This window comes from Streptococcus sp. SN3 (assembly GCF_030439905.1).
Genome location: NZ_JAQFJF010000001.1, coordinates 623,421 through 642,260 on the forward strand (window position 1 = coordinate 623,421; position 18,840 = coordinate 642,260).

Genomic DNA, 18,840 nt, shown 5'->3' on the forward strand with positions numbered 1-18,840 from the left:
TCTTTTTTTATAAATCTAGTTTAACTTATTCTGATAGCAATAAAACAAGAAAATCCTAAATAGACTTTATTTACTCTTTAATGGTTGTTTTAAAAAATCAGCCTGTTTCTGAATCTTTATGAAGCAGTAACAGGCTTTTAGATTATTTCATAACCAACTAGACTCCTCTTTTGCGGATTATCCGATAAGAAATCAGACAGCATAGTAGCATGAGGATCAAGCGTATAATAATAATGGTAATACCATTTGCAGTAAAATCGTTAAAGAAGAAACCTTTGCTACTAGAGAGCTTTAACAAAAGTCCTTCTGTTTCACCAGTTGAAACAGAAAAAATAGTCAGTATTTTATTTATCACACCATCTCTAAAAATATTCATCAAAAAATCTGGAGCCAAGAAGAATCCTACAGAAGTTGCGAACGTAGCCAAGGGTGACTTTGTCAAACTGGATATGAGAATCGTCGTTCCCATGATAAAGAGCATACCTACAAACTGGAATAAGATAAGGCGAATTAACAATTCTAATAAGTTCATCCTTACAGGAAATTGCAAAATGTTATGAGCTATATTAATCCAATACAAGTTCATTTGAACGCTGGTATCTGCTCCACTCCATCCAAAATACCAAGTAAAGACAGACAAAATAATTGTATGAACTATTAAAAATATAAGTATACCTATCCCAAAAACAGCGAAGATTTTTGAAACTGTCAATTTGCTTCTACCATATTTTGTTGTTAGGAGCAGAGAATTCATCTTTTTTGCAGTATCTCCCGAAAATACTGAGGAACAGATATACATAAATAAAACAAGTATCAATGAAAAAGCATTACTTAACATTGTATATAATTGATTCCATGAAGCATAATTACCTAATTTTAAACTATTCAATGGCAGCGCCGAATCTAACTCATCTTGTGATTTGAGTTTGGCATTTTCATAATGTAATACCTCATCTGACTGATAAGTTTGAAGTAAGATTTCTTTCCCATTTGATACAAGTCGATCAATACTATCCCATGAAAATATATCATATATATCAGTACTTTTGAGATAAGGCATCCTTTCTGCATAATCATTGACAATTTTACCTATCAAATTATCAGATAAATAACCAGTGTGTTCTTCTGCTATCTTTTCTTGTATGCGAACCGCCTCTATACCATGAATACGATCAGTGGAAATACCGCTTAGCTGACCATCGTAAAAAAAAGTAGGATAAAATAATCCAGATAAAACTAGAATACTAGCCAAAACTGCACCTAAAACAGACTTCTTTTTTATTAGTTTTTTCAACTCAAAAGTAACTAACGCTTTCATCAAACAGTCTCCTCTCTAAAGTGATAAATATAAAGGTCTTCCAAACTAGGCACTACCTGGTTTGCCCTTTCGACCGGTCTTGACATACTAATAACCCTCAAGATTATACCGTCAGGCTCTATCCGCTCATTAACAATCACATAATCCCTTGCAAAATATTGCCAATCACTCTCTGAAACTTGAAACTCCCAAACTTGTCCTTCAATAAGCGAAAGAAGCTCCTTAGCACTACCTCTCTCAATAAAATTTCCATCTTTTAGGATTAAGATTTCCTTGGCAATCGCTTCTATATCGGATACGATATGGGTTGATAAAAGGATAATTTTTTCGGCCGATAGCTCACTGATAATATTTCTGAATTTCACCCTTTCTTTGGGATCTAGTCCCACAGTTGGTTCATCTAAAATCAAAATCTGGGGATCATTTAGAAGAGCTTGCGCAATTCCTAATCTTTGCTTCATTCCACCCGAATAGGAAGCAATTTTCTTTTCCCGGACATCAGATAAACCAGTAAGTTTTAGAACTTTATCACTCTCTGCTCTGGCTTGTTTTTTAGTCATTCCCTTAAGAGTAGCCATATATAAGAGAAAATCTATCCCTGAAAAATTAGGGTAGTAAGAAAAATTTTGAGGTAAGAACCCAATATATTGGATATAATCCTCTGCAGGCGAGGAACTATCAAATCTAATTCTTCCTTGGCTTGGCTTAATAAGATCACAAATAATATTCATTAAGGTTGTCTTACCTGTACCATTTGCTCCAAGCAAGCCATAAACTCCTTCTGTAAATTTACAGGAAATATTACTGAGCACAGTCTTAGAACCGTAACTCTTGCTAATGCCTATCATTTCTAATTTCATAAAGGCCCTCCATTCCAAAAAACAATACAGGGGACAGAAAATCGTCATTTTCTTCCCCCAACTATATATAAGACTAACAAACTAATCAGCCAACTAATCATGTTATGATATAAAAGATAATGCTGGAATAAACGCCTACAATTGCTATATAAGACTTCATAGATGAGAGTATCTTTTGGAAATTTATATGTAAGCTACCCAGATCTCTTCTTCGAACTTATGTAATTGATATGTTAGGCATTAAATACTGCACAAACTACTCCACGATGGATTCTCATATATGCATTAGCATTTTCTTGAGCTGTCCGACGTTGAGCATGCCACGCGCTTTTATATTTATTTGAACATTGCCATACATAGCCCCAACCACCTTCGACAGTAGCAAGCGTATTTTCATCCAGCACATCAAACTGTGACATTACTTTTGTATCCATAATAGATACCTCCTATTATTTTTCTTGTGCATCGCGACCACACCTAAAGTATAACATTTTTCCTAAAAATTGTAAGGTCAAAATCATGAATAGCTATTATTTACTCCTAAACGGTAATTGATAAAATTTTTTTAAAATTTTACCATTTAGGATAACATAACAACCATTTGAGATTTTTGAGACCGTTTTACTCTAAATCGTGCGATAATATGAATGCATATATAGTAGGAGAAAGGAAGATTATTTTATGTTCAAATATCGTAAAAGTTTTGTCCCTCAGATAGATGCTAGAGACTGCGGCATTGCTGCCTTAGCTTCTATTGCAAAATATTATGGTTCCAACTACTCCTTAGCACATCTGCGAGAGCTTGCCAAAACTGACAAGGAAGGCACTACAGCTCTGGGAATTGTCAAGGCCGCAAAGGAGATGGGGTTCGAGACACGAGCGATTAAAGCGGATATGTCGCTCTTTGAACTATCTGATATGCCCTATCCATTTATTGCTCATGTCAATAAAAATGGTAAACTTCAACACTACTATGTCGTCTACAAAAAAGAAAAGAAGCACCTTATCATCGGAGATCCAGATCCAACGGTCAAAATAACGAGGATGGGCCTAAAACGTTTTGCATCTGAGTGGACTGGAGTGTCAATCTTTCTAGCTCCTGAACCCAGTTACCAGATTCACCGAGACAAAAAAATTGGATTAATGAGTTTTATACCGCTCATTCTAAGACAGAAGTTTTTGATATTCTATATTATTTTATCCAGCCTTCTTGTAACATTGATGAATATAGTGGGTTCTTACTACCTTCAGGGAATTCTAGATGAGTACATTCCCAATCAGATGAAAACAACTCTAGGCATTATTTCTATAGGCCTAATTATCACCTATGTCTTACAGCAATTCATGTCTTTTTCTAGAGACTACCTATTGACTATCCTTAGCCAACGATTGAGTATTGATGTAATTTTATCCTATATCCGCCATATTTTCGAGCTCCCTATGTCCTTCTTTGCAACTAGGCGGACTGGCGAGGTTATTTCCCGATTTACGGATGCTAACTCTATCATTGACGCTCTAGCATCCACTATATTATCTCTCTTTTTAGATTTATCTATCTTAATCATTGTCGGTTGCACTTTATTCCTACAAAATGCTAATTTATTTCTAATGACCTTGCTGGCAATTCCTATTTATATCATCATTATTTTTAGTTTTATGAAATTCTTCGAAAAAATGAATAACGAAGTGATGCAAGCGAACTCCATGGTCAGCTCTGCTATTATTGAAGATATTAATGGTATTGAAACGATTAAATCTTTAACTAGCGAAGAGGTCCGTTACCAAAAAATTGATGGAGAATTTGTAGATTATCTTGATAAGTCCTTTCGGCTCAATAAGTTTTCGATTATACAAAGTTCTTTAAAACAAGGAGCACATCTGATTTTAAATGTATCAATTCTTTGGTTAGGAGCTCAGCTCGTTATGAACAATCATATTTCTATCGGTCAGCTAATTACTTTCAATACCTTGCTTTCCTATTTTACAAATCCGTTAGAAAATATTATCAACCTTCAAACTAAACTCCAATCAGCTAGAGTTGCTAATAATCGACTAAACGAAGTATATCTAGTAGAATCTGAATTCGCAAAAAACCAGCCCATTACAAATACAAGTGCTTTAGCAGGTGACCTTAGTTTTGATAATGTATCCTACAAGTATGGTTTTGGACGAGATACTTTATCTGATATCCAGCTAACTATCAAAGAAGGGAGCAAGGTTAGCTTAGTCGGCATTAGCGGTTCAGGCAAGACAACTCTCGCTAAACTAATCGTCAACTTTTACGAACCCTATCAAGGTGAAGTTCGCATCAACGGCCATAACCTTAAGACTATTGATAAAAAAATCCTGCGTCAGTATATCAATTACCTTCCTCAACAACCCTATATCTTTAGTGGTTCTATTCTAGAAAATCTAACCCTCGGAGCCAATGAAACTATCAATCAATCTGACATTATTCAGGCTTGTGAGATTGCAGAAATTCGCTCCGATATAGAACAAATGCCTATGGGCTATCAGACAGAGCTATCAGATGGAGCTGGATTATCTGGCGGTCAAAAACAACGAATTGCTCTGGCACGCGCACTTTTAACTAAATCTCCTGTTCTTATCCTTGATGAAGCAACTAGCGGACTTGATGTCCTAACTGAGAAGAAAGTTATTGACAATCTAATGGCCATGAAAGAAAAAACTATCATCTTTGTAGCTCACCGGCTTAGTATTTCTGAGCGAACCGATCAAGTGATTATCCTTGACCGCGGCAAAATCATTGAAATCGGCTCTCATAAAGATTTAATGGAACAGGGCGGATTCTATCAACATTTATTTAATAAATAAAAAGGAGGTACACTATGAATCCTAATCTCTTTAAAAGTACTGAGTTTTACAAGAGACGGTACCATAATTTTGCAACGGTTCTGACAATTCCGTTAACCTTATTAATCATATTCCTAGTTCTATTTTCTTTATTTGCTACAAAAGAGGTGACTGTAACTTCTGTTGGTCAGATTACCCCTACCAATATTGTCGCTTCCATCCAATCAACCAGTGATCACACTGTTAAAGTCAACAATCTCACCGAAAACCAAACTGTAAAAAAGGGAGAACTTCTGATTAGCTACACTGAAACCTTAGAGGCTTCTCAAAAACAAGCCATTGAAACACAGCTCGAACGCTATAAACACCAGAAAGAAGGCTTGGAAACTCTAAAAACTAGCCTGAAGCAGGGAAATAATCTCTTTGGCGATAATGATGAGTTTGGTTATGGTAATATCTATAACAACTTTGTCAACCAAGTCAATGATATCAACCTTGGAATCTCTAAAGCAAATACAGAGGTAAGCAATCAAACCGCTATTGCTAGCAATGTTGCCACTGCCATTGATAATCAAATATCTAAACTACAAGCCCAAATAAAAGATTATAATGACCTTTACAACGCTATTTCCAATAACTCGTCCAGCTTACCTGAAGGAAACTCTTATCAGGATATGTTTAATTCTTATCTTAATCAGTATAAAGCAAACCAAGATACCAGCATCACCAGCCAATATCTAACACAAATAGGCTCAAACATATCAAGTTTAGAATCCTCTATTTCAAATCTAGAGATACAAAAGGCAGGTACAGGCAGTCCAAGTGTATATGATGGTAGTGCAACAACTAAGATAGAAGTTTTGCGAACTCAGTTTATTCAAAATGCAGATCAACAACTAGTAACTACTCAGGCACAAATTACCGATTTAGAGAATCAGCTTAACCAAACAGATGACCAACTTCAAAATAATCAACTAATATCTCCTGAAAATGGTGTTATTCATCTAAATGAATCTTATAAAGGGAAGAACTTATTACCTAAAGGAACCGAAATAGCCCAACTCTATCCACAAATCAAGGAAAATCAAGAAGTCTTTATCAGCTACTATGTAACTTCAGCCTACTTACCTAATCTGAAAAAAGGACAAACTGTCCGCCTCAGTCTGGAAAAAATAGGAAACCAACCCCTAGTTATCACTGGAAAAATCAAGAGCATTGACCAAACAGCCACCGAAACCAAGGAAGGTAGCGTATTCAAAGTAATAGCGAAAGCTAAGCTCTCCAAGGAAAATAGCAAACTAGTCCGATATGGACTTCAAGGACGCGTAACCAGTGTCATAGCAAAAAAAAGTTATTTTAACTACTATAAAGACAAAATTCTTGACCATAACGAATAAAATTAAATTGATATAATAAATAACCTACCACTCAGGAATAAATAAAAACTGATTAGGATTTTCTCTGCAAAAACATCAATATTTTTGTTACACTAATTTTATTAAAATCAAGGAGGTTCATATTATGAACAAAAAGAGATTATTTGAGCAATTCAATGCACTATCGCCTGAAGAATTAGAAAATATTTCAGGAGGGGGACAAAATTGGTCAAGAGTTATTTCCAACTGGTTTGAAGCTGTTTTTGGTAGATAATAAAAAATCCAGCCATCTAATCTAATTATAAATAATAAAAGCCAATTTCATTAACAAATTGAAATTGGCTTTTTATTAGATAGAGCTATAAAAAAACATTTAACAGTTTTACTTCTATCTCCTGTTTAAATTTGTTATCATGACTAATGGTACGAAGAGAAACATTGGGATAACGACTGATGATATTTTGAACGTTATAAAGGCCAATCCCTCTATTTTCTCCTTTGCTACTAAAGCCCTTTTTAAAAATATTATTGGAATTCACTGAGAAATCTTTTATTGAGTTTTCTACGATAAAAACCTGTTTACCTTCTTGCTCAAGAAAGGCAAAAGAAACTACTGGATGACTAGTTTCAATAGCTGCTTCTATAGCGTTATCAGCCAGTATGGAAACAATGGTAACGAAATCAAGCAATTCAATTCCTCTAAGCTCAATTTCCTGCGGAACTTCTAATCCGGTCTCTATGTGCTTACTCTGAGCTTCGAGAAATTTTGCGGATAAGACACTTTTGAGAGCATCGTTATGGATATTAGACAAACGTCCCAAATCGTACTTAGATTGGTTGAGCGATTGACCAGAGTTCTTTAGGACTTGATTATAGATCTTTTCAATTGCTGGTAAATCCTTAGTATCAATTCCTAATTTTATACTCTTTAAAATATTGACATAATCATGACGAAAACTTCTTAACTCACTATAAAGCTCCTCAATGTGCTTACTGTAGTCGGACATGTTCCTCAATTGTAATTCTCTTTGCTCACTTAATTGCTGTTGAATTCGTTCCCGCAAATTCCGGTCTAAAATATTAACTGAACTTAGAAAGAGAATAATGTAAATAACTACTATCAGTTCACGATTATACAAGTTAGAAGACTGGTGATACTTTTCTAAATAAGTAAAATATTGAACAAATGTATAATAGAAAATCATGGAAATATTTAGAAAAAAAATTAATTTTATATCTTTTTTATTTAATTTATATTCCCTCAATCGTTTAAAATTATAGTGCAATAACTGAGGCAGGAATAAGGATAGTAAACTAGCTAAAATTGCTGAAATATATAGAATATATTTATCAGGATTTAACTGGGCCTGGGCATGGGAATGCATTATATTTTTTAAAAAAAAAGAAAAAAGACGGTGTAAAAGATTCCAAAGAACAACTGGAAAGAAACCATAAAATATAGCTAGAACTTTTGGTGTATATTTGTTTATTAGCAATGAAAAAATTAAAAAATATATAGGAATGGTTAAAAAATTAACATATGAAAAAATATTATTCTCAGTAACCAACCCTATTATTGCAAGTAAAATCCCTATAAAATTCAATCCTAAAGTTGCTAATATATATTTTTTCCAATCCATTTTAGCGCCACTGATATTCGAAAAAAGAATAAATAAAGCTAAAGACTGAAATATCAATGCTACAATTTGCAATCCTATGAACATAAATCCCTCTCCTACTTCTAGTATACTACTTCCCTTCTGCTTTTAAGGCTGCCCGCAATCCTTTCATCTTAAGTCGAGAAATATAGCAGCTAGCGCCATTGGGGAAATAAGCTATGTTTTCCAATTTATCTATTTGAACGATATTGGCTGGATTAACCACATAAGATCGGTGGCAACGATAGAAGCGCTTGTCCTGCTTGACAATCTCAGAAAGCTGTCCATAAAATTCAATGCGCTCTTTCTTCGTATAGAGGATAAGTCTATGTGGAACATCCGATGTTTCAAAAAAATAAATTTCATTAAAAGGAACTTGAATTTCAGATTTGGAATTTTCAAATAGAAAGGTTTCCTCAGCTTGGAAACTATCCTTTCTCTCGTATAGATAGGCTAGATCCTTTTCAACCTGCTTAATAAAGGCTTCTTCAGACTGCCCTTTATCAATAAAATCAAAAGCTGATACCTGATATCGAAAAGTCAAAGGCATAAACTCTGAGTGAGTTGTCACAAAAACAATCAAAGCATAGGGATCTAACTTACGAATTCGACCAGCTACTTCCAAGCCCTTCTGTGTCTCTTTTTTTATCTCAATATCCAAAAAGAAAATCTGGTGGCTTCCGCGTTCCCGAACAGCATCAAGTAACTTTTGGGGATTGCTGTAGATTTCTAAAAACTGACATTGCCAGCTGTTTTTTTTCAAAATATTCAGAATGGTTGACTCCATATAGAATTGTTGATTGATATCATCTTCTAACACAAAGATTTTCATCTTATTTTCCTCCTTCCTGAGACCAATGCTTAATAAGACTGGCAAAACTTCGTCTAGAGCAGACAAGTTCTCCTAAGCTAGATTGCTCAAAGAACAAGGTTTTATGCTCCCTGTCAAAACCCTTAACTTTAGCTAGATTAACAAGAGTTTGACGATTGCAACGAAACAGATCTTTAGGATAGCTTTCTGCTAGTTCAGTCAGAGAAGCCCTGAGATTGTAATTTCTTTTTCCGGTCACAATAAGGACAAAATGCGGCTTTTGAGGATGGGACTGGATATAGAAAATTGATGAGAGATCCAACTTCCGAAGAGTGCTGCCGTCTTTAATAACGATTGTAGCCATTTGTCTACCTCCTTTGCTCTAGCATACCACAAGCAAGATTCCAAAAAGATATAAAATCCTCAATGGTACCTGGAAAGTCTTAAACGGTAGACAGAAAAGATTCTGATGATAGGAATGGAGCACCAAAGGGTCCATCATTCCTTCTTTTATTTTATCACAAATAAAGGAAAAATTACATTAATATCATAAGTTTAAAAGAGGAAAAAAGACAGTCAAGAGACTGCTCTTCTTCTTATTACAATCGGCACAGCATCAAATAATCATCTTCCCTCTCTTCAACCGTTACAAAGCCCAGTCTTTGATAAAAGGCAACGGCGGGATTGTCTTTGGAAACGGATAGGGAGACACTTGGGTAGCCTTTGGCCTTGAGCAAGTCCTTGATATACATCTCTAGTTCTGGTTCCTTCAAGATACTTCTGGGCAGCGGCTCTAGACCTGAGGGAATAAAAATAGCTTGGTAAAGAAATTCTTCTAAGAGCGGGATTTCCTCTTTTTTTAAGGGCCTAATCTCGGTCATGATTTCTCTTTCTAGATCAACTGCTCTTCGCCTATTCCAGCCTCAGCTAAGATTTTGGCAACTCGGTCAAATTGCAATCGGAAATGATCTAGCTTGTGGCCATCTGAACCCACTGAAAAGCGCTGACCGCCCAGCTCCTTAACTAGAGAGAGAGCATAGATATAGAGTTCCTCGTGACCATATAGATACATGGACTTGCAGTTGAGCTCAAAGGCCAGACCATGATCAATCATCTTCTGGAAAAGCTGTCGCAGCTCTGGTTCAAAATTTTTTAACTCCTCTACGGTAAGCGCAAATTTTCGAAAACCATAGTCAAAGTGAGCTAGTACATCTGCTGGCACAGCCTCGATAGCCTCTTCTAACTCTCTCAAGTAGCGGGGAATCAGCTCCATCTTATCCAGCTGCAAGACTGGCTCTTCCAGATAGTCAAAACAGCCATTGTGGTGGACAGACAATAGTTTGAGGTCGTATTCCTTTTCCGTTAGGAAAGCTAGGATATCCTCCTTACGCGGAGCGTAATAGCCAATTTCAATGCCCTTTTTGATGCGGTTGCCATATTGCTGGTTCAGCTCTGCTATTTTTGCTGAATAGGCCACATAGTCAGGTACATCATCATGGGGTGAGGCAGCTTCGTAAGGGTAGGGATTGGACAAATCATAGTGCTCTGTGGTGACAATCTCGCCCTCGTAATGGTCCAGATAGTCACAGAAATCTGCCTCAGAATCATAGGAAAAATAGGTATGAAGATGGTTGTCGCGCATGCTGGACCGCCTTTCTGCAAATCTTGTGTCCCTTTAGTAATGGTCAATTTCAGGTCGGTCGTGAATCCGGCTCTGCTTGCCCTGACGGGCCTGGAGGACGGCCTCTACCTCTTCCAGACTGACGCCAGTCTCGACGAGAGCGACCGCCAGATGGTAGAGCAGATCAGCTGTCTCATTGGCCATCTCGTCCTTGTCAACATTTTTAGCCGCAATGACCACTTCTGTCGCTTCTTCACCGACTTTTTTGAGAATCTTGTCTAGCCCCTTGTCATAGAGATAGCTGGTATAAGAGCCTTCCTTGGGCTCTTTTTTGCGTTTGAGGGCTTCTTGATAGAGGGTTTCTAGCATAGTATCTCCTTGTTACTGTCCTTATTTTACTATAAAATACAATTCTTTCCAATGGCGGGCTGGTGGCTTGATACTAACTTCTTAGTTTTATTTTTGTATTAACCAAGTACAAAAGTAAAGCAAAGGAGCTTTAGTCAGTTTTGCCGTCTTCTTCATCCCAGATTGAATGGAAAAAGCAGGATTTGGCACCGGTGTGGCAGGCTGCTCCCAGCTGGTCTACCTCGATCAGCAGGGTATCTAGGTCGCAATCAGCTGTGATTTTTTTGACAGTCTGGTAGTGGCCGCTGGTGGCTCCCTTATGCCAAAGCTCCTGACGTGACCGGCTCCAGTACCACATCTGACCGCTGGTGCGGGTCAGATGGTAGGCTTCTTCATTGAGATAGGCCAGCATAAGGACTTCTTTGCTGGTGTGGTCTAGGATAATGGCAGGTATGAGACCGCCTTGCTTTTGAAAATCTAACTTTACTTCTGTCATCAGATGCGCACCTCCAATCCAGCTTCCAGCATGGCTTTTTTGGTCTCTGCGATGGAGACCTGACCATAATGGAAAATCGAAGCGGCCAAGGCACCTGTCGCTGCAGTCTTTTCAAAAACTTCTAGGATATGCTGGCTACTGCCAGCACCACCAGAGGCGATGATAGGAACGGAAACCACTTGGGAGACAGATTCCAGCATTGGCAAGTCAAAACCAGACTTGGTCCCATCCTTGTCCATACTGGTCAAAAGAATTTCCCCCGCTCCAAGACCGACAGCTTCTTGGACCCAGTCTAATAGATTGCGACCGCTGTCCTTGCGGCCACCAGCTAGATAGACATGCCAGCTGCCATCCGCTTCTTTCTTAGCATCCACAGCCAGTACCACGCATTGGCTGCCGAATTTCTCAGCGCAGTCAGCCAAAAGCTGAGGATTTGCCAGTGCTGAGGAATTAACTGCAACCTTATCCGCACCAGCCTGCAGCATCCGCTTCATGTCCTCAACCGTGCGAATGCCGCCCCCGACGGTAAAGGGAATGAAAACCTGCTCCGCCACGCGCCGGACCATCTCGACCGTCGTGTCCCGCTCCTCATGGGTGGCGGTGATGTCCAGAAAGATCAACTCATCGCAGCCAGCTTCATAGTAAGCCTTGGCCGCATCGACTGGATCGCCCACATCAGTCAGATTGACAAAGTTGATGCCCTTGACCACCCGACCGTCCTTGACATCCAGACAGGGAATGATTCGTTTTTTCAGCATGTCTATCCCCTTTCTGCTTTCTTGATCTGATCTAGGCTAATTCGTCCACTGTAATAGGCCTTGCCCACAATGGCTCCAGCCAAACCCAGTTTTTTCAGCTCTTCTAAATCGTCCGCTGACTGGATGCCACCAGAGGCAATGACTTGAGCATGCTTGAGAGCTGCTAGCAATTTTTGATAATGCTGGATATTGGGGCCAGTCAGAGTCCCGTCTCGGTTCACATCCGTATAGACGAAGAGGCGGACGCCGATTTTTTCCATGGCCAATGCCAGACTGATATAGTCCTGATTGCTGGTTTCCAACCAACCCTCAGTTGCAACCAGCTCTGCTTTCGCATCAATGCCAATTACGATTTTTCTGCTTCCAAAGCGCTCTAGCGCGGCCTCAACAAATTCAGGATTCTTAACAGCCATAGAGCCAATAATGACACGGTCAATGCCAACTGCCAGGTAATCTTCAATCTGCTCCAAACTGCGGATGCCGCCCCCGACTTGGATGGCTAGGCCAGTCTCCGCTTTAATCCGAGCAATCAAATCTCGATTGGCCGCCCGACCTTCTAAGGCTCCGTCCAAGTCAACCACATGAATCATGGTAACGCCGGCTTCTTTGAAAACTTTAGCTTGCTCCAAAACATCGGGATTGACTACCGTCTTCTGGCTAAAATCCCCTTTAAAAAGGCGGACGGCCTGGCCGTCTTTGATATCAATAGCGGGCAGTATTTTCATAGACATACTCCTTAAACTTCTCTAGGATACCAAGGCCAACAGCACCAGACTTTTCTGGGTGAAACTGGCAGCCAAAGACCGATCCTCGGTGAATCATTGCTGGGATAGGTCTCCCATAATCAGCCGTCACATCCAAGTACTCCTCCGAAACATCTGTGTAGTAGCTATGGACGAAATAGACTGACTGGCCCTCAAGACCAGCTGTCAAAGCAGACGACTGACGGATTTGTAAGTCATTCCAGCCCATGTGAGGCACAGGCAGACCAGCCTGGTCCGGAATCCGACGGCAAACACCAGGAATCAAACCCAGTCCAGAGCTTTGACCATTCTCCAATCCATACTCCAGCAGGAGCTGCATGCCTAAGCAAATGCCCAAGAGAGGCTTGCCATCGGCCACAGCCTGTTGAATAACGGAAACCAACCCTCGCTTTTCCAACTCCTGCATGGCAGTAGGAAAAGCACCGACTCCTGGTAAAATCAAACCATCTGCGTCCAAAATTTCCTGCGGATCAGCTGACAGGCGCGCTTCTACTCCGACATGAGCTAGAGCACGGAGAACATTGGCAGTATTTCCCGCGTCATAATCAATAACAATCATCATCTCTACATCAACTCCTTTCACTCAGAAGGGCAAGCTAGAGCAAGCCCTTGGTGGAGTTAACTCCATGAATCTCTGGATTTATCGTAATAGCCTCCCGTAGAGCTCGGCCAGTCGCTTTAAAGAGGCTTTCCGCCTTATGGTGACTGTTCTTGCCATGAAGGATTTTCAGGTGCAGATTCATCTGCAAATTAAAGGCTAGGGCTTGGAAAAATTCCTCTACCAGCTCGGTGTCAAAATTCCCAAGTTTGGGATTATCAAAATCCGCCTCAAAGACCAGATAGGAGCGGCCGGATAGGTCCAGACTGGCCATACCCAGCGTTTCGTCCATAGGCACAAAGCTAGTGCCGTAGCGGTTGATGCCGGTCTTGTCTCCCAAGGTCTGACACAGAGCCTGCCCCAGCACGATACCCACATCCTCAACCGTATGGTGGCTGTCCACCCAAAGGTCGCCTTCAGCCTTGACCGTCAGAGAAATCCGACTGTGGCGGGCAAAAAGGGTCAGCATATGGTCAAAGAATCCGACACCGGTCTCGATAGCTACCGGCTCCTGTTGGTCCAGATTCACAGCCAGCTCAATATCAGTCTCCTGTGTTTTTCGCTTGATTTCAGCTTGTCTCATGGCAACTCCTTTTATTTTTCCTGTCTGCGGGCTTCGATGGCCTTGGCATGTCCCTGCAGGCCTTCTGCATAGGCCAGACTGGTAATATCCTTGTCAGCCGCCCCTACAGCAGCGCGGCTGTACTGGGTGTACTGGATGCGCTTGATGAAGTCATAGACTCCCAGAGCTGATGAAAAGCGGCTGGTGCTGGTAGTCGGCAAAACGTGATTGGCTCCCGCATAGTAGTCACCAATCGGCTCGCTGGTATAGTGTCCCAGAAAGACAGAGCCAGCATTTTCAACCTGATCCAGATAGCTGTAAGCATCATCCATGGCAATTTCCAAATGCTCCGGTGCCACCTGATTCATAAGCTCAAACATGGCTTCCTTAGAAGGGGCAAGGATGATGCGACCATTGTTCTCAATCGAAGCACGCGCGATTTCCTCCCGCGGCAGCTCTTTCAGCTGTCTGTCTAGCTCTGCTTCGACTTGGTCCGCCAGCTCCTCCGAGTCAGTCACCAGAATAGCCCGAGCCAGCTTGTCGTGCTCGGCTTGAGACAGAAGATCAGCTGCCACATAGACTGGACTGGCTGAACGATCCGCAATGACTCCAATCTCAGAAGGTCCGGCAATCATGTCAATTCCCACGACACCATAAACCATCTTCTTGGCCGTAGCCACAAAGATATTGCCTGGTCCCGTTATCTTATCTACCTTGGGAATGGTCTCAGTACCATAAGCCAGAGCTGCTACACCTTGGGCTCCACCAATTTGGAAAATCCGATCCACACCAGCTAGCTTGGCGGCTACCAAAATCGCTGGGGTAAAGTGCTCCTGGGGTGGTGTAATCATGATGATTTCTTTGACACCGGCAATCTTAGCCGGGATAACATTCATGAGGACGGAGGATGGATAAGCTGCGGTGCCGCCAGGTACATAGGTGCCGACCCGCTCAATCGGCCTAATCAACTGACCACGGACAACGCCCTCACTGGGACTGTCCTCAAAACCAGTCTCCAACTGCTGGCGGTGGTAGGATTCGATATTAGCTTGGGCATTTTTCAGGGCGGCCAAGACCTCTGGATCAATCTCCTCAAAAGCCTGATCAATCAGCTCCTGCCCAATCTCAAAGTCTGCCACCTCAACCTTATCAAAAAGCATGGTATAGTCTCTTAAAGCTTGGTCACCGTCTTGTTTGACCGTTTCTATAATCTCAGCCACCGCTTCTTCCACATCTAAGTTCTGCTGACTAAGCTGCAGCTGCTCTTCGTATAAAATCCGTGAAATTTCTTCGTTACTTCCGCTTAAACGTTTGATAATTGTCATTTAAAAGCCACCTCTCTTCTTCCTACTAGGGATTCAATCTTTGCCACAAAAGGCATGATATCCGGGTTATTTTTCAGGGAAGCCTGATTAGCAATGAGCCGGGCTGACACCCGACAAATGTCTTCAAAAACCAGCAGGCCGTTAGCTGACAGGGTATGCCCTGTCTCCACAATATCGACAATGGCATCCGCCAGACCCAGCACCGGTGAAATCTCCACGCTACCTTGGATGGAGATGATTTCCACATCTTCCCCCTTTTGATTAAAATAATCAGTCGCCACTGTCGGATACTTGGTCGCAATCCGCTTGCGCTTGTGATCATGAGGGTCATAGCTGGGCACCGAGGCCAGTGAGAATTTACAAAGGCCAAAGTTCAGATCCAGCAGCTCCAGATAGCCAGTCGGATGCTCAAAGAGAATATCCTTGCCGACAATGCCTAGATCAGCAACTCCGTGGCGCACATAGGTCGTCACGTCAGGCCCTTTGACCAAGAGAAAGCGAAAGCGACTGTCTGGACTTTCAAAAATCAAGCTGCGCCCCTTGTCTGCCATGAAGGACATATCAAAGCCAGCCTGGGTCAAGAGCTTGACCGTATCTTCCTCAATCCGCCCCTTGGTCAGGGCAATGGTAATCTGACTCATCTGCCATCACCTTCCTTTCCACCCTCGTCCGGTAGGTCATCATGAATGGCCTGATAGACACTGTCAATGTCTAGGGACCAGCCGATAGCTGTCAGCTCTGCTGCCCCGAAGCGCTTGAAAAGCTGATCATAGCGACCACCAGATAGAAAAGCATCTGGTACTCGGTCGCCAAAGACCTTGAAGGTCAGGCCGGTATAGTAAGGCATGGTCGCTACCTGCCCCAAGTCCATGGTCGTCTGATCCAGCAAGCCTGATAGACTCTGCAGAACCTGCTCCACATCATCTAGAGCCGTCAATATCTGCTCGTTGTCAACTATTTCTCTAGCCCTAGCTAAAACCTGTTGGCTAGGACCAAACAAATAGGGCAGCTCCTGCAAAAAATCATCAAATTCACTAGGTCTGGTCTGGGTGAATTCAAAGAGTCCCGTCCTGTTTTTCTTGCGAATATAATCAAGCAGCTGGGCCTCCTCCTGCGAATCCAAGGCCAGACTCTCTAGGATTGTCTGCAGGATTGCTGCATGGGAAAACTCAAACTGATAAGACTTAACCTGCGCTAAATCCAGCGACTGCTTGGCTGTCTTGATAGCCTCAAGCACCGCCTTGCGAGCTGGATAGCCGATAATCTCAATACCAGCTTGGCTGAGCTCGTTGGCAAGACCGCGCAGCTCTTCTTGATAGTGAAAGACCTTGCCCGAATAGGAAAACTTGGTAGGCGTATGCACCCTGGTCGAAGCAATAACCCGACCAATCTGGCTGGTCACATCTGGCCGTAGAACCAGTAGCTCGCCTTTTTTATCGAAAAGATGATAATGATGGGGCTCCACATAGTCACTGAAGACCTCGAAGTGCTCCAAAGTCGGTGTGTCAATCCGATTGAAGCCCTGAGCCATCAGGAAATCACTGATGTCCCGCTCAATCTCGTAAGTCACACGCGCCCTCTTGAAAAGCTTGTCATGCATGCCAATCGGAAGGGTGATTTTATTCATAGGCTGCTTTCCTTTCTTACTCTATTCTTACATTGGTTGGCTCTGAGTCAAACTCTCAGCTGCTGCAAATTTCCTCGATAGCTGCCAGGACTGTTTCCATCTCCTCTCGCCGTCCGATAGAGATGCGCAGAAAGTCTTTGATTCGTTCTGCTTTTGGAAAATACCGCACATAAATCCGACGCTCCTCTAACTGCTGGAAAAGCTCTGCTGCAGAAATTCCACTAGGCTGGGCTAGGACAAAGTTAGTCTGACTTGTCAGGACTTGGAAATCCAGCGCAGCCAATTCTCCAGCGAACCAATCTCGGGTCTCTTGAATGGCTCTACCGGTCTCCAGATAATAATCCCAGTCTTGCACCGCAGCAAGAGCCAAGCTCTCTGCTAACAGATCCACCGAGTAAGGATTGATAGAATCCTTGACAGCTTTCATGACAGCTATTAAGTCTGGATGGCCAAGGCCGTAGCCCACCCGCAGACCAGCCAAGGCCGCATCCTTGGAAAAGGTCCGTGTGATAAAGAGGTTGGGATAGGTTTCTAGAAGAGGCAGGGCAGATTGACCGCCAAAGTGAATATAGGCCTCGTCCACCACCACGACCACATCTTGATTGGACGCCAGAATTTCCTCCAACTGTTCCAGCGGCAGATAAATCCCTGTCGGAGCATTAGGATTAGCTAGGATAATGCCGCCGTTGTCTCCAAAATAATCTGACGGATGGACCTCAAAATCATCTGTCAGAGGGATTTCGCGAAAAGGCACGTGATAGAGGTCAGCCCAGACCTTGTAAAAACCATAGGTCAAGTCTGGAAATAAGACCGACTCGCCACTGTTAAAGAAGGCCAGAAAAGCCATGGACAAGATGTCGTCACTTCCGTTTCCGATAATGAGCTGATCGGGCGATACACCCAAGTTGGCCGCCAAAGCCTGACAAAGCTCCGTCTGGTCCAAACTGGAATACTTTCGCAACTCCTGGTCATCAAAGTTCTGCAGGGCCTCTGCCACCTTAGGACTTGGCCCATAAGCATTTTCATTGGTATTGAGCTTAATCATGTCTGGATCATTGGGTTGCTGCCCTGCTACATAGGGATTGATCTGCCTGAGACCTTTTAGCTTAACCATCTTGCCACCTCTCTTTCACGCACTAGCCATTATCTGACTCTGATTATCTTTTAGAACTTCTAATAAATGAAAGACGAACTTTACCGCTTTGCTAAAGGAAAATAGGGGAATCTTCTGATTTAAATATAATAAAAAGCCCTCGCAAAAAAACTTTGCAAGGACGTTGACACGCGGTTCCACCTTTATTCAGCCCTCAGTCGCCTGAGGACTCTCTGGGAGTACGGGACTCCAGATTGATAACGGCAATCAGCCGTCGGACACTAGTCTCAGACTGCTGACTGATTTCGCATCCGCACTCAAGAATGTGTCGTCTAAGGATTGCATGCCATCTCACCATTAGGCACTCTCTGTTTCTTGTCTTAGACTTTTTCTCTCATTGCTTTCAATTTATTGTTGAATATTCTACATGAATTTTTATTAAAAAGCAAGAGGAAAATTGAAAAAAAATTAAATATTTTTTTCTTTCTAAATGTATTAACGTTCTTTCAGCATGGCACTAGACAAATCCAACAGATTAATCGCTGTTTCAAAATGCTCCCCCATCAGGTCATAGACAGCATCTTCACTTAAGACACCGCAAGCTATATTTTCAGGGAAATCCGGTCCATTCGAGAATTCTAAATCATCAAAAAATTCCTGACCAGTATAGTAGTCCCTCAACTGGATATAATCTGACTGGCAGCGCTCCAGCTCAGCTAAAGCTTCCTGAGCACTTGCTAAGACCTGAGAATATTTATTCAGGTGCTTTTCCATTTTTTGAATACGTTCTAACTGTTCCACAGGCTTCCTT

Annotated in this window: 22 protein-coding genes; 3 read left to right on the plus strand and 19 right to left on the minus strand. The window is 41.7% G+C overall.

The features are described 5' to 3' along the window. Positions 1 to 157: 157 nt before the first annotated feature. From PCY71_RS02820 to PCY71_RS02830, 3 genes are all read right to left on the minus strand, one after another. Positions 158 to 1,318 (minus strand): ABC transporter permease subunit, encoded by a 1,161-nt coding sequence (locus tag PCY71_RS02820; protein ID WP_125337012.1) that lies wholly within the window; start codon positions 1,316 to 1,318, stop codon positions 158 to 160. Beyond that, complete coding sequence (locus PCY71_RS02825; protein ID WP_125337008.1) at positions 1,318 to 2,178, minus strand: ABC transporter ATP-binding protein; 861 nt, start codon at positions 2,176 to 2,178, stop codon at positions 1,318 to 1,320. Before PCY71_RS02825 ends, PCY71_RS02820 begins: the two co-directional genes overlap by 1 nt. Before the next feature lie 233 nt (positions 2,179 to 2,411). Continuing rightward, entirely contained in the window at positions 2,412 to 2,612 is a 201-nt protein-coding gene (locus PCY71_RS02830; protein ID WP_125337005.1) for a bacteriocin class II family protein, read from the minus strand. 247 nt (positions 2,613 to 2,859) lie between these two features. On the opposite strand from PCY71_RS02830, the gene PCY71_RS02835 reads away from it, so the two are divergent. The 3 genes from PCY71_RS02835 to PCY71_RS02845 all read left to right on the plus strand — a co-directional run bounded on the left by PCY71_RS02835 (position 2,860) and on the right by PCY71_RS02845 (position 6,642). Further along, positions 2,860 to 5,013: a peptide cleavage/export ABC transporter gene (locus PCY71_RS02835; protein WP_301412433.1), complete on the plus strand. Its 2,154-nt coding sequence runs from the start codon at positions 2,860 to 2,862 to the stop codon at positions 5,011 to 5,013. A 14-nt stretch (positions 5,014 to 5,027) separates the two neighbouring features. Continuing rightward, positions 5,028 to 6,389 (plus strand): bacteriocin secretion accessory protein, encoded by a 1,362-nt coding sequence (locus PCY71_RS02840; RefSeq protein WP_125336998.1) that lies wholly within the window; start codon positions 5,028 to 5,030, stop codon positions 6,387 to 6,389. Between the two features lie 124 nt (positions 6,390 to 6,513). Then, positions 6,514 to 6,642: a ComC/BlpC family leader-containing pheromone/bacteriocin gene (locus tag PCY71_RS02845; RefSeq protein ID WP_125336993.1), complete on the plus strand. Its 129-nt coding sequence runs from the start codon at positions 6,514 to 6,516 to the stop codon at positions 6,640 to 6,642. 85 nt (positions 6,643 to 6,727) lie between these two features. On the opposite strand, the gene PCY71_RS02850 is transcribed toward PCY71_RS02845, so the two are convergent. The 16 genes from PCY71_RS02850 to PCY71_RS02925 all read right to left on the minus strand — a co-directional run bounded on the left by PCY71_RS02850 (position 6,728) and on the right by PCY71_RS02925 (position 18,830). Then, a complete protein-coding gene (locus PCY71_RS02850; protein WP_142999165.1) occupies positions 6,728 to 8,092 on the minus strand; it encodes a sensor histidine kinase in 1,365 nt (454 codons plus the stop codon). Between the two features lie 25 nt (positions 8,093 to 8,117). Further along, positions 8,118 to 8,858 (minus strand): LytTR family DNA-binding domain-containing protein, encoded by a 741-nt coding sequence (locus PCY71_RS02855; protein WP_125336990.1) that lies wholly within the window; start codon positions 8,856 to 8,858, stop codon positions 8,118 to 8,120. Position 8,859: 1 nt separating this feature from the next. Then, a complete protein-coding gene (locus PCY71_RS02860) occupies positions 8,860 to 9,201 on the minus strand; it encodes a LytTR family DNA-binding domain-containing protein (RefSeq protein WP_125336986.1) in 342 nt (113 codons plus the stop codon). A 235-nt stretch (positions 9,202 to 9,436) separates the two neighbouring features. Then, positions 9,437 to 9,718, minus strand: a complete 282-nt coding sequence (locus PCY71_RS02865) for an N-acetyltransferase (RefSeq protein WP_301412434.1) — start codon at positions 9,716 to 9,718, stop codon at positions 9,437 to 9,439. Positions 9,719 to 9,729: 11 nt separating this feature from the next. Continuing rightward, positions 9,730 to 10,479 (minus strand): PHP domain-containing protein, encoded by a 750-nt coding sequence (locus PCY71_RS02870; protein WP_301412435.1) that lies wholly within the window; start codon positions 10,477 to 10,479, stop codon positions 9,730 to 9,732. Between the two features lie 33 nt (positions 10,480 to 10,512). Then, on the minus strand, positions 10,513 to 10,827 hold the full coding sequence (gene hisE, locus PCY71_RS02875; protein ID WP_301412436.1) for a phosphoribosyl-ATP diphosphatase: 315 nt from the start codon (positions 10,825 to 10,827) through the stop codon (positions 10,513 to 10,515). Between the two features lie 130 nt (positions 10,828 to 10,957). Then, a complete protein-coding gene (gene hisI, locus PCY71_RS02880) occupies positions 10,958 to 11,302 on the minus strand; it encodes a phosphoribosyl-AMP cyclohydrolase (RefSeq protein WP_301412437.1) in 345 nt (114 codons plus the stop codon). Further along, on the minus strand, positions 11,302 to 12,060 hold the full coding sequence (hisF, locus tag PCY71_RS02885) for an imidazole glycerol phosphate synthase subunit HisF (protein ID WP_002900084.1): 759 nt from the start codon (positions 12,058 to 12,060) through the stop codon (positions 11,302 to 11,304). The genes hisI and hisF overlap by 1 nt, the downstream gene beginning before the upstream one ends. Positions 12,061 to 12,062: 2 nt before the next feature. Then, complete coding sequence (hisA, locus tag PCY71_RS02890) at positions 12,063 to 12,785, minus strand: 1-(5-phosphoribosyl)-5-[(5-phosphoribosylamino)methylideneamino]imidazole-4-carboxamide isomerase (protein WP_002900083.1); 723 nt, start codon at positions 12,783 to 12,785, stop codon at positions 12,063 to 12,065. Further along, positions 12,763 to 13,386: an imidazole glycerol phosphate synthase subunit HisH gene (gene hisH / locus PCY71_RS02895; RefSeq protein WP_032908768.1), complete on the minus strand. Its 624-nt coding sequence runs from the start codon at positions 13,384 to 13,386 to the stop codon at positions 12,763 to 12,765. Before hisH ends, hisA begins: the two co-directional genes overlap by 23 nt. Before the next feature lie 34 nt (positions 13,387 to 13,420). Continuing rightward, complete coding sequence (hisB, locus tag PCY71_RS02900) at positions 13,421 to 14,005, minus strand: imidazoleglycerol-phosphate dehydratase HisB (protein ID WP_002900081.1); 585 nt, start codon at positions 14,003 to 14,005, stop codon at positions 13,421 to 13,423. Between the two features lie 11 nt (positions 14,006 to 14,016). After that, positions 14,017 to 15,309 (minus strand): histidinol dehydrogenase, encoded by a 1,293-nt coding sequence (gene hisD / locus PCY71_RS02905; RefSeq protein ID WP_002909411.1) that lies wholly within the window; start codon positions 15,307 to 15,309, stop codon positions 14,017 to 14,019. Next, positions 15,306 to 15,950 carry an ATP phosphoribosyltransferase gene (hisG, locus tag PCY71_RS02910; RefSeq protein ID WP_008809347.1) on the minus strand — a complete coding sequence of 215 codons (645 nt, stop codon included), beginning with the start codon at positions 15,948 to 15,950 and terminating at the stop codon, positions 15,306 to 15,308. Before hisG ends, hisD begins: the two co-directional genes overlap by 4 nt. After that, complete coding sequence (locus PCY71_RS02915; protein WP_301412438.1) at positions 15,947 to 16,936, minus strand: ATP phosphoribosyltransferase regulatory subunit; 990 nt, start codon at positions 16,934 to 16,936, stop codon at positions 15,947 to 15,949. Before PCY71_RS02915 ends, hisG begins: the two co-directional genes overlap by 4 nt. 55 nt (positions 16,937 to 16,991) lie before the next feature. After that, the gene (hisC, locus tag PCY71_RS02920; RefSeq protein ID WP_002909407.1) at positions 16,992 to 18,050 is read right to left on the minus strand and encodes a histidinol-phosphate transaminase; all 1,059 of its coding nucleotides are present in this window, start codon (positions 18,048 to 18,050) and stop codon (positions 16,992 to 16,994) included. A gap of 474 nt (positions 18,051 to 18,524) precedes the next feature. After that, the gene (locus PCY71_RS02925; RefSeq protein WP_002909406.1) at positions 18,525 to 18,830 is read right to left on the minus strand and encodes a DUF4298 domain-containing protein; all 306 of its coding nucleotides are present in this window, start codon (positions 18,828 to 18,830) and stop codon (positions 18,525 to 18,527) included. Positions 18,831 to 18,840: the final 10 nt, after the last annotated feature.

Excerpts from the sequence above, each read along its gene's own strand:
- PCY71_RS02820 (WP_125337012.1), bottom strand. The coding sequence starts at position 1,318 with ATGAAAGCGTTAGTTACTTTTGAGTTGAAAAAACTAATAAAAAAGAAG.
- PCY71_RS02825 (WP_125337008.1), bottom strand. The coding sequence starts at position 2,178 with ATGAAATTAGAAATGATAGGCATTAGCAAGAGTTACGGTTCTAAGACT.
- PCY71_RS02830 (WP_125337005.1), bottom strand. The coding sequence starts at position 2,612 with ATGGATACAAAAGTAATGTCACAGTTTGATGTGCTGGATGAAAATACG.
- PCY71_RS02835 (WP_301412433.1), top strand. The coding sequence starts at position 2,860 with ATGTTCAAATATCGTAAAAGTTTTGTCCCTCAGATAGATGCTAGAGAC.
- PCY71_RS02840 (WP_125336998.1), top strand. The coding sequence starts at position 5,028 with ATGAATCCTAATCTCTTTAAAAGTACTGAGTTTTACAAGAGACGGTAC.
- PCY71_RS02845 (WP_125336993.1), top strand. The coding sequence starts at position 6,514 with ATGAACAAAAAGAGATTATTTGAGCAATTCAATGCACTATCGCCTGAA.
- PCY71_RS02850 (WP_142999165.1), bottom strand. The coding sequence starts at position 8,092 with ATGTTCATAGGATTGCAAATTGTAGCATTGATATTTCAGTCTTTAGCT.
- PCY71_RS02855 (WP_125336990.1), bottom strand. The coding sequence starts at position 8,858 with ATGAAAATCTTTGTGTTAGAAGATGATATCAATCAACAATTCTATATG.
- PCY71_RS02860 (WP_125336986.1), bottom strand. The coding sequence starts at position 9,201 with ATGGCTACAATCGTTATTAAAGACGGCAGCACTCTTCGGAAGTTGGAT.
- PCY71_RS02865 (WP_301412434.1), bottom strand. The coding sequence starts at position 9,718 with ATGACCGAGATTAGGCCCTTAAAAAAAGAGGAAATCCCGCTCTTAGAA.
- PCY71_RS02870 (WP_301412435.1), bottom strand. The coding sequence starts at position 10,479 with ATGCGCGACAACCATCTTCATACCTATTTTTCCTATGATTCTGAGGCA.
- hisE (WP_301412436.1), bottom strand. The coding sequence starts at position 10,827 with ATGCTAGAAACCCTCTATCAAGAAGCCCTCAAACGCAAAAAAGAGCCC.
- hisI (WP_301412437.1), bottom strand. The coding sequence starts at position 11,302 with ATGACAGAAGTAAAGTTAGATTTTCAAAAGCAAGGCGGTCTCATACCT.
- hisF (WP_002900084.1), bottom strand. The coding sequence starts at position 12,060 with ATGCTGAAAAAACGAATCATTCCCTGTCTGGATGTCAAGGACGGTCGG.
- hisA (WP_002900083.1), bottom strand. The coding sequence starts at position 12,785 with ATGAAAATACTGCCCGCTATTGATATCAAAGACGGCCAGGCCGTCCGC.
- hisH (WP_032908768.1), bottom strand. The coding sequence starts at position 13,386 with ATGATGATTGTTATTGATTATGACGCGGGAAATACTGCCAATGTTCTC.
- hisB (WP_002900081.1), bottom strand. The coding sequence starts at position 14,005 with ATGAGACAAGCTGAAATCAAGCGAAAAACACAGGAGACTGATATTGAG.
- hisD (WP_002909411.1), bottom strand. The coding sequence starts at position 15,309 with ATGACAATTATCAAACGTTTAAGCGGAAGTAACGAAGAAATTTCACGG.
- hisG (WP_008809347.1), bottom strand. The coding sequence starts at position 15,950 with ATGAGTCAGATTACCATTGCCCTGACCAAGGGGCGGATTGAGGAAGAT.
- PCY71_RS02915 (WP_301412438.1), bottom strand. The coding sequence starts at position 16,936 with ATGAATAAAATCACCCTTCCGATTGGCATGCATGACAAGCTTTTCAAG.
- hisC (WP_002909407.1), bottom strand. The coding sequence starts at position 18,050 with ATGGTTAAGCTAAAAGGTCTCAGGCAGATCAATCCCTATGTAGCAGGG.